The 10,200-nt window shown below is 53.1% G+C and carries 6 protein-coding genes and 1 pseudogene; 1 reads left to right on the forward strand and 6 read right to left on the reverse strand.

Translation table 11 applies throughout. The annotated features are described in order from the left end of the window. The 6 genes and pseudogenes from nifJ to JKK62_RS10445 form a co-directional block, all read right to left on the reverse strand. The coding region (gene nifJ / locus JKK62_RS10425) for a pyruvate:ferredoxin (flavodoxin) oxidoreductase (RefSeq protein ID WP_201427838.1) at window positions 1-2,441 on the reverse strand (2,441 nt) is incomplete at its 3' end. 229 nt (window positions 2,442-2,670) lie between these two features. After that, window positions 2,671-3,621, reverse strand: coding sequence for an ROK family protein (locus JKK62_RS10430; protein WP_201427839.1), 951 nt, complete (start codon window positions 3,619-3,621; stop codon window positions 2,671-2,673). An 81-nt stretch (window positions 3,622-3,702) separates the two neighbouring features. Beyond that, window positions 3,703-4,323, reverse strand: a pseudogene (locus tag JKK62_RS10435) (CotH kinase family protein); the annotation flags it as partial. Continuing rightward, window positions 4,251-4,589 (reverse strand): hypothetical protein, encoded by a 339-nt coding sequence (locus JKK62_RS17500; RefSeq protein ID WP_243411822.1) that lies wholly within the window; start codon window positions 4,587-4,589, stop codon window positions 4,251-4,253. The pseudogene JKK62_RS10435 and the gene JKK62_RS17500, both read right to left, overlap by 73 nt. Before the next feature lie 52 nt (window positions 4,590-4,641). After that, complete coding sequence (gene guaB / locus JKK62_RS10440; RefSeq protein WP_201427840.1) at window positions 4,642-6,123, reverse strand: IMP dehydrogenase; 1,482 nt, start codon at window positions 6,121-6,123, stop codon at window positions 4,642-4,644. 206 nt (window positions 6,124-6,329) lie between these two features. Beyond that, a complete protein-coding gene (locus JKK62_RS10445; RefSeq protein WP_201427841.1) occupies window positions 6,330-9,095 on the reverse strand; it encodes a YfhO family protein in 2,766 nt (921 codons plus the stop codon). Between the two features lie 149 nt (window positions 9,096-9,244). Here JKK62_RS10445 and JKK62_RS10450 point away from each other — a divergent pair, with 149 nt between their 5' ends. Next, the gene (locus JKK62_RS10450) at window positions 9,245-10,195 is read left to right on the forward strand and encodes a glycosyltransferase family 2 protein (protein ID WP_201427842.1); all 951 of its coding nucleotides are present in this window, start codon (window positions 9,245-9,247) and stop codon (window positions 10,193-10,195) included. Window positions 10,196-10,200 lie beyond the last annotated feature (5 nt).

Raw genomic sequence — 10,200 nt, forward strand, 5'->3', positions numbered from 1 at the left:
AGCAGGGGCTGCTTGAACTGGCTGCCCTTGACGGTTGTGAACTTGAACTTCTCTGCAACCTCGGGCTTCTCGTCTACGGTCAGACCGTAATCGAAGAGAGCCTGCTTGGGTCTCTGAGAATCGATGGGCTTCATAACGAGAGCCTTCTCGCCCTTCTTGCCCGGGCATACCTGAGCGCAAGCGCCGCAGCCTGTGCAGTCGAGGGTGGAAACGGTCATAACGAACTTGAGTTCCTTAAGGCCGATCATCGGGATAGCCTCTGTTCCCTCGGGAGCAGCCGCAACCTCGGCGTCTGTCATGGGAACGGGACGGATAACAGCGTGCGGACATACGATCGCGCAGCGGTTACACTGGATACAATTAGCGCTCTGCCACTCGGGAACGTCTACCGCAATGCCTCTCTTCTCGAAAGCAGCGGAGCCGTTGGGGCAGGTACCGTCGATGTGGTCAACGAACGCGGATACGGGGAGCTTGTTGCCCTTGTAAGCGTTAACGGGCTTGAGGATGCCGTTTACGTACTCAACGAGAGCGCCCTGTCCGTCAGCCTTGTCAGCTACGGCGTCATCTGCGGCGTTAGCCCAGTCAGCGGGGATCTCGACCTTCTTAAGGTCTTCCATACCGCGGTCGATAGCGGCATAGTTCATGTCTACGATAGCCTGACCCTTCTTGAGGTAGGACTTCTTCGCGGCAGCTTTCATGAATTCCTTAGCTTCCTCAGCGGGAATGATGTCGGCGATCTTGAAGAATGCGGACTGAAGTACGGTGTTTACACGGCCGCCCAGACCGATTTCCTTACCGATCTGAATAGCGTCGATGGTGTAGAAGTTGATCTTTCTCTCGGCGAGGATTCTCTTCATCTTGCCGGGGAGACGCTTGGTGAGCTCTTCAACGTCCCAAGCGCAGTTGAGCAGGAACGAGCCGCCTTCCTTGAGGTCGTCAACGATGTCGTACTTGTCAACGTATGAGGGGTTGTGGCATGCTACGAAGTCAGCCTTGGAGATGTAGTATGTGGACTTGATCGGTGTGCTGCCGAAACGCAGGTGGGATACGGTAAGACCGCCGGACTTCTTGGAGTCGTAAGCGAAGTAGCCCTGAGCGTACATGTCGGTGTGGTCGCCGATGATCTTGATGGAGTTCTTGTTGGCACCGACGGTACCGTCCGCGCCGAGACCCCAGAACTTACAGCTGTGGGTGCCTGCGGGAGTGGTGTCGGGATTCTCAACTACGGGGAGTGAGAGGTTGGTGACGTCGTCTACGATGCCGATGGTGAAGCGCTTCTTGGGAGCCTCGGACTCAGCGTTTCTGTAAACAGCGATAACGTCGCCGGGTGTGGTATCCTTGGAACCGAGACCGTAACGGCCTGCGTATACTTTTACGCCTGCGAACTCGGAATCATTGAGAGCTGCGAGAACGTCGAGGTAGAGAGGCTCGCCGATGGAGCCGGGTTCCTTTGTTCTGTCGAGAACGGAGATTGTCTTGACGGTCTTGGGAAGCTCGTCGGTCATGTACTTGCCGACGAAGGGACGGTAAAGTCTTACCTTGAGCAGACCAACCTTCTCGCCTGCAGCGTTGAGGTAGTCAACAACTTCCTCTGCGCAGTCGCAGACAGAACCCATAGCTACGATTACGTGCTCAGCGTCAGCTGCGCCGTAGTAGTTGAAGGGCTTGTAGTTGGTGCCGATCTTCTCGTTGACCTTGTTCATGTACTCGATAACAACCTCGGGTACAGCGTCATAGTACTGGTTGCAGGCCTCGCGTGCCTGGAAGAAGATATCGTCGTTCTGAGCGGTACCGCGGGTTACGGGGTGCTCAGGGTTGAGTGAACGTCTGCGGAATTCCTCTACAGCGTCCCAGTCGAGCATATCTGCGAGGTCAGCGTAGTCCCACTCCTCGATCTTCTGGATCTCGTGAGAGGTGCGGAAGCCGTCGAAGAAGTGCAGGAAGGGAACTCTGCCCTTGATAGCGGTGAGGTGAGCAACGGCGCCGAGATCCATACACTCCTGAGGATTGTTGGAGCAGAGCATTGCGTAACCTGTCTGACGGCAGGCATATACGTCTGAATGGTCGCCGAAGATCGAGAGAGCGTGGCTGGTGAGAGCACGAGCCGATACGTGGATAACGCCGGGAAGCAGCTCGCCCGCCATCTTGTACATATTAGGAATCATCAGGAGCAAGCCCTGAGAAGCGGTGTAGGTGGTGGTGAGCGCACCTGCCGCGAGAGAGCCGTGAACCGCGCCTGCAGCGCCGCCCTCGGACTGCATCTCAGTTACCTGAACTTCTCTTCCGAAAAGGTTCTTAAGGCCGTTAGCCGAGTACTGGTCGGTAAGGTCAGCCATTACGGAAGAAGGTGTGATGGGATAGATAGCCGCAACGTCGGTAAACGCGTAAGACACGTGAGCAACCGCGCTGTTGCCATCCATGGTTTTCATTTTTCTTGCCATGGGATTTCGTCCTCCTTTTTAATCAAACGGCTTTAGGTGAATTGATAGAAAGCCGCAACGTGTAGATAAACACACGTTTCATTACCCTATATTTTATCACTTTTGCCAACCATTGTAAAGTATTATTTTTAAAACGCGTACTAAAAGTTTGTTGATTCTGCACATTTCCTTTTACGCGAAAAAAGGGAGCCCGCAAGGAGCTCCCCTGAGATGTAAATTTAAATTTTTATTAATCCAAAAACGCCGCGCCGATGATGCCTGCGTCGTTGCCGAGAGTGCAGGTGCAGAGGATAGTCTGCTTGTCGTTGTGCTTGGTGTAGCGCTCCTCCTCGATGATCTTTCTCAGCGGACGGAGAAGGTTCTCGCCCTGGTTGGAGATACCGCCGCCGATGCAGAGTACGTCGGGCTGGAAGATGTTGATGATGTTTACAAGACCTGTAGCGAGGTAACCGAAGTAGGTGTCGAGAACCTCCTGAGCGTCGTTGTCGCCTGCCGCAGCAGCGTCAAACGCGGTCTTGCCGTTTACCTTGTTGATGTCGCCGTCGGCGAGCTTGAGCATATAGCTGTAGTCGAGCTTGTCGGAAAGGATCTTCTCCTTTGTCAGGTTGATAAGACCCGTCGCTGAGGAATACGCTTCCCAGCAGCCCTTTCTGCCGCAGCCGCACTCCTTGCCGTCCTTGACGATTACCATGTGACCCAGCTCAGCGCCCGCAAAGTTGGAGCCGCTGTAGATTTTGCCGTTGATGATGATACCGCCGCCGACGCCTGTGCCGAGGGTGATTGCAACAGCGTTCTTAGTACCCTTCGCGGAGCCTGCGAGAAACTCGCCGAGAGCCGCCGCGTTAGCGTCGTTCTCGATCAGAACCTTCTTGTTGAGGCGCTCCTGCATCATCTTCACAACCTCCCAGTTGTGGAAGTGAAGGTTTGCGGAATACTCAATCACGCCCGTCTTGGGGTTTACAGCGCCCGGTACGCCGATGCCGATGCTCTCGACCTCGTCGATCGAAACGCCTGCCTTCTCACAAGCCTTCAGAGCGACCTCTGCCATGCTGTCGCAGATCGAGCTTTCGGGACGCGGAACGTTCGTCTTGCACGAAACCTTTGCCACGATTTTGTACTCCTCGTCAACCAAACCCGCTACGATGTTGGTGCCGCCGAGGTCAATTCCCAGTCTATACATTTAAAACACTCCCTGTTCTTAAATTTTATGGTTTTATCATACCACAAAAATACAGGTAACGCAATAAAAATTTAGATATTTTTACGAAACTGAAAAACGGAATGTTTTTCCGATGTTCCTCGTATATCCGTCGGTGAAAATCTCCGCGAGGTTCTGCTGTATCTTCGTCGCCTCGGTAACGTCTATCACGCCGTCGCCGTTGATATCCGCAGCCGCCTTTGTTCTTCCGTCGGCGGTGATGATATCGGCGCAGATTTTCTGAACCTCGGTTATCCTGTCGTAATTTTTGCTCACCATCGCGGCGGTCATTATATCGACCTTTTCCTGAATGTACTCAAGCTGCTCCGCGGTAGGTTCCTCGGGCTCGCTGAGCGCGAAGCGGTAGCCGTTTGACTTGATGTAGGTGACGCCTTCCTCCTCGCGGTTGTACTCGTACTCGATCAGAAAGTCCTTCATGCCGTTGTTGCTCTCGATATCGATATCGACCCTGTCCTTGCCCTGCTGAACAGGCTCCATGAGGGTGTAGCAGCCCTTGAACACTCCGTCGACCCACAGCTCGACGTACTTCTGGTTCGAGGTGTAGTCGATGCCGAGCTCGTGCGCGATATCGAAGGCGATGTAGTTGCGCATCAGCGTCGGGTCAAAGCAGTTCGCGAGCAGAGCCCACTTCTTGCCCTTGCCCATGCCGAGCACGTCCTTCTTCTTTGAGAACTTGAAGGTGAACGGCTTCTTTTCGGCGAGCGCGGTGCTGTTGCCGCGAACCTTAGAACGCTGCCGTCGACGTCCTCGATCTTTATGTTCGCACCGACGTAGCCGTCAGCCTTTTCAATGGTGTTGCCGTTGCCGTCGTCGGTGGTGACGTAGACTCTCGGAACGGTCAACTCTTCGGCTTCTGCTGCATTGACATTTATGCAAAAGAGACTGATAAGCAGGGTGGTGCAGAGCAGAAGAGAAATAAATTTTTTCATCTTAAACATCTCCTAATATTAAAGGGCTGCCGCGCGGACAACCCTTTTGATTTTAGCTGAAATTATAGGAATAGTTGGGAGCTTCCTTTGTGATCTGAATATCGTGCGGATGGCTCTCTCTGAGACCCGCGCCCGAAATACGTACAAACTGTGCCTTCTCGTGAAGCTCTGAGATAGTAGCGCAGCCCGTGTAGCCCATGCCTGCCTTGAGGCCGCCCATGAGCTGGTAAACCGTGTCGGAGAGCATTCCCTTGTAGGGAACACGTCCTTCAACGCCCTCGGGTACGAACTTGCGGTTGCTCGCCTGGAAGTAGCGGTCAGCGCTGCCCTTGCCCATAGCTCCGAGGCTGCCCATTCCGCGGTATACCTTGAACTGTCTGCCCTGATAGATCTCGTTTTCGCCGGGGCTTTCCTCACAGCCCGCAACGAGCGAGCCGACCATGACTACGCTGCCGCCTGCGGCAAGAGCCTTGACGATGTCGCCGCTGTACTTGATGCCGCCGTCGGCGATTACGGGAATGCCGCACTTCGACGCTTCGCAAGCCGCGTCATAGATAGCCGTGATCTGGGGTACGCCGATACCCGCGACGATTCTGGTGGTGCAGATTGAACCGGGGCCGATGCCTACCTTTACGGCGTCCGCGCCCGCTGAGATAAGAGCCTTTGCCGCCTCCGCGGTCGCGATGTTGCCCGCGATGAGAGGAAGGTTCGGATACGCCTTCTTTACCTTGGCTACGGAGTTTACTACGTTGGAGTTGTGACCGTGAGCGGAGTCGAGTACAACCACGTCTACGCCTGCCTCGATAAGAGCCGCCACTCTGTCGAGCACGTCGGCTGTCGCGCCGATTGCCGCGCCGCAGATAAGTCTGCCCTTGTCGTCGCGCGCGGAGTTGGGATACTGCACGCTCTTCTCGATATCCTTGATCGTGATGAGTCCCTTGAGACTGCCGTCCTTGCCGACGATCGGGAGCTTCTCGATCTTGTGCTCGCGCAGAATGCTCTGTGCCTGCTCAAGCGTGGTACCCACGGGAGCGGTGATCAGGTTCTCCTGAGTCATAACCTTTGAAATCGGCTGAGCGAAATCCGCCGCCGTCATAAAGCGCATATCGCGGTTGGTGATAATGCCGATGAGCTTGCCTTCGCGGCAAATCGGCACACCCGAGATCTTGTACTTGCCCATGAGGTCGTCAGCGTCCTTGACGGTGTTCTCGGGCGAGAGGAAGAACGGATTTACGATAACGCCGTTCTCGGATCTCTTTACGCGGTCTACCATGTCCGCCTGCTTCTCGATATCCATGTTCTTGTGGATAATACCCACGCCGCCTTCACGCGCCATCGCGATTGCCATAGAGGTCTCGGTGACGGTATCCATCGCCGCGGTCATCAGCGGTGTGTTGAGGCGAATGGTCTTTGTAAGATTGGTAGAAACATCTACATTCTTCGGCTCGACGTTGGATTCACCCGGAATCAGAAGCACGTCGTCAAAGGTCAGACCCTCTTTGCCGAATTTGTCGTTGTAGTTGATATTCAGCATACTATTCCTCCATCCTGTTTTAATATACCCTTTATTATAGCAAAAAACGACGGTTTTGGCAATACGTATTTTTTTATTACCAATGATTATTTATTGCAGTAAAAACAAATATTATTAACCGGAGCGAAGCGACCCGAAATTTTCCATTTTCAATTTTTCATTTTCAATTATAAAACGGGAGCCGTGAGACTCCCGTTTTATATTGTTTATTTTTCGTCCATGCCGTCGAGCTGTGATTCATACACAGGCTCGGGCATTATCTTTTTCCTGAGCACATATACCAGCACGCAGGCTCCGGCGAACAGACACGCGCAGATCATCGATACCGCGAAGCCCGCCCAGAAGCCGTTGGGATAGTATTTGAGCTTGATTTCGTGCTCGCCTGCTTCAAGCGGGAACGCGAGCAGAGAGTTGCCGACGGGTGTGATGTCGACCTTCTGTCCGTCGACGGTCGCCGTCCAGCCCTTCTCGTATGGAATAGAGGTGTAGAACAGTCCGTTTTCCTTGACATTGATCGTGCCTTCCATCGAGCTAGAGGTGCACTTTGTCGTAGTCATGACGCTCTCGCTGAGCTTTGCGTAGCCTGACTCAAAGACGTCCTTGTTGAGCATATCGACATAGACCCTCGCCTTGCCCGACGAGCCTGTCTTGAGGTCGGCGTAGACGGAAATCTTGTCGCCCTTGCTGAAGTAGCCTATGCAGGCAACATATGAGCGCGCCATTCCGTACTTCGCGGACTGAGCCACGTCGTTAACCATAACGGTCACGTCGTCGCCGTCCTGAATGTCGGCGTACATCATATACAGACCGTCCTTCGGAGCCTCGTAGTTCCACTTGACGTGAGGTGTGGTCGTGGTGTCAACACAGCTGAAATCGTACAGTCCGTATTCCTTCTTGATGACGGTGAATTTTTCCGCCTCGGTGTGACCCTGTGATACGACCTCGAGTCTGGTGTATACGTCGTCCTGAATGCCGGTCGCGTACTTGAAGAACTCGTTCTGCTTCTCAAACGGATTGAACTGATCCTCGTTGTCGTTCTCCTGCCAGTTGCCGAGCGCGGAGTTTGTCATGAAGCCCATCGGAATGTAGTGGGTGTTCTGGAACAGTCCGACGCTGCCCGACGCGCTGACCGAGGCGAGGTCGTAGGTATTGTTGACCTTGCCGCTGCGCGCGATGATATACTTGAGATTCATGAAGAGGTTTGTGACGGGCGAGCTCTCGGCGTAGGTGTAACGGTTGCCGCTCTTCCAGCCCATCATGCCGAAATTCTCGAAGAAGCGCGTCATGTTCTCGTTCGCCATTGAATTGAACATCGACAGACCGTGGTAGTGGTTGAGAGCGCCGTCGTTGAGGGTCTGGGTCGTCGCAGTCTCGGCACGCCACAGCTCGGGTGTGTCAGCCTCGCGTTCGTTCATTGTGTTGACGATATTTACCATGTTCTCGCCGCCGCGGGGATACTCATATGTTCCCGTAACGGTCGTGCGGTTAACGCCGAGATACGCGGTGACGCCGCTCTGGGCAATTGTGACAACCATCAGCGCGATGATCATTACGGTTTTCGGTATGACGCGCTTGGTATACAGTATTACTACCACCGCGATGAATACCGTCAGCGCCGCAATTGCGATAAGGTTCGGAATCTGCCAGTCGGGGTGGTCGGTAAACATCTTCTCGGTACCGGGGTCGCCGACCATCATCAGGATAACCGCTATGCTCATTGCCGTGGCTATAAGTGCGCCGACTACGCTGATCGAATCGATCGTCGTGAACGCGCGGAACGCCATAACGATCAAGATAAAGCTGATCAGGAAGCTGAAGCGGTACGGAATCATGTTGGTGAAGTGGAAGCCGTGCCAGATGTAGTCGAGCTGACGGATAATGCAGCTGAGGAACATGAAGAAAATCAGTCCCATGCTGACGATCTTCTCTCTGAGGCGGATCTTCGGGCTTGTCAGAGAGAGGAAGCCGAAGAACATCGCGAACGCCGAGCATGAGATATTGGGCAGAGCGTCAGCCGCCTTGTTAGCCGCGCAGGTGAAGTTCGCGAAGCTGCCGGTGATGCTCTTGAGCGCGCGGAGCACTCCGAGCAAGTCGTTGCTGCCGCCGATGTTTATCGCAAATGTCGACGGGAAGGTGCTGCCCGAGGCGTGGGTGTTTTTGAGCGCCATGAATGCAGGCAGCAGGAAGAAGGTCGTCAGACCGATCGCGATAAGCGAGAAGATACCTGTCTTGAGCAGATTGACAAAGAAGTTCTTCATGCCGCTCCAGTAAACGATGGAGTAGCCGATGAATATCATCAGCACGAAGATACATACGAACAGACCGATGTAGTAGTTCATTATCAGCGCGAGCGCAAGGCTCACGGTGAAGAGGCGGAAGCGGTTCTCGGTAAGGAGCTTGACCGTTCCGAGGGCGACAAGCGGAGTGATGCATACCGTGTCCATCCAGATAGTGTTCCAGTAGTAGCCCATGAAGTAGGCGCAGAACGAGAAACAGCAGGCAAACATGATCAGCGACACGTCGTTGCGCTTATAGACGCTCTTGAAGAAGTAGGCGGTGAACGCGCCGCCGAGAGCGATCTTGAGCGCTACGGAGAACATCAGAAACTCCCGCAGCCAGTCGGCAGGTATGAACACCGACAGGAAGTTAACGGGACTCGCGAGGTAGTAGGACATCAGCGAGAAGTAGTTAACGCCGCCACCGACAGACCATGTCCAGAAAAAGGACTCGCCGTGCTGGAGCTTGTACTGGAAGTCGGCGAGGAACGGAAAGTACTGGTGCCACAGGTCGGTAACAAGAATCTGCTTGTCTCCGAAGGGTGAAACGCTCATCAGAGCAAAGGCGGTTACCATCAGCACAAATGGAATCAGGAACGACAGCCATATATAGCGGTTGCGAATGGCAAACTCGCGGAAGCTGCGTTTCTTTGGTTCCTTGGCAGGCAGCGCCTTGTTCGTTGTTGAAACAGGCATATTTTATGAACCTCCATATTATTTTTTGCTAACCATTTTATTGTATCACGTTTTTTGTCTGAGGTAAATATTTTTTTGAAATTTGTTGGACTTTTCGGTTATAATTTGGTATAATATTTTTCGATATATAAACGAAAGGTTCTAATCATATGAAAACTATAGATTTGGTTGTTCCATGTTATAACGAGGAGGAAGGTCTCGAGCACTTTGTAACTGAGACTAACAAGGTCATCAACACTCTTCCCGATTATTATTTCCGCTATATTCTCGTCAACGACGGCAGCAAGGACAAGACTTATCTCGTAATGAAACGCCTTGCAGCGAAGTTTGACAACATCAAATACATCTCGTTCTCGCGCAACTTCGGCAAGGAAGCTGCGATGTACGCCGGTCTGCAGCACTGCGACGCCGACTACGTCGTCGTAATGGACGCGGACCTGCAGCATCCCCCCGCGGTATTTCCGCAGATGCTCGAGGCTATGGAGGAAGGCTGGGACTGCTGTGCCACAAAACGCGACGAGCGTGAAGGCGAAAGCTTTTTCAGAGGAGCATTCTCAAAGCTGTTCTTCCGCCTGTCAAACCGCATGACCGACGTCAAGAATCCCTACGGCGCGATGGACTACAGAATGATGACCAGACAGATGGTCAACTCTATTCTCGAGCTCAGCGAGGTTCAGAGATTTTCCAAGGGTATTTTCTCGTGGGTCGGCTTTGACACGAAGTGGATAACCTTCAAGACCGTCGACAGAGAGCTAGGCAAGTCGTCGTGGAAATTTTCCTCCCTGTTCAAATACGCGATTGACGGAATCACCTGTTTTTCAGTCACTCCGCTCAGATTTACGGCGGTCATGGGAGCTATAATCTTCGTGCTCTCCCTCATCTATATTCTCGTGACTCTTATCCAGACTCTGTTCTTCGGTATTCAGACACCGGGCTATGTCACCACCCTCTGCGCAGTACTTTTCCTCGGCGGACTGACAGAGATGTCTATAGGCGTTCTTGGAGAATACATCGGCAGGATTTATATGGAGTCAAAGGACAGACCGATTTACATTACAAAGTTCTCTAATTTCGAGGACGAGGATAACGAAGAAAAGTAATTGTA

It is taken from the genome of Ruminococcus difficilis, assembly GCF_016680995.1.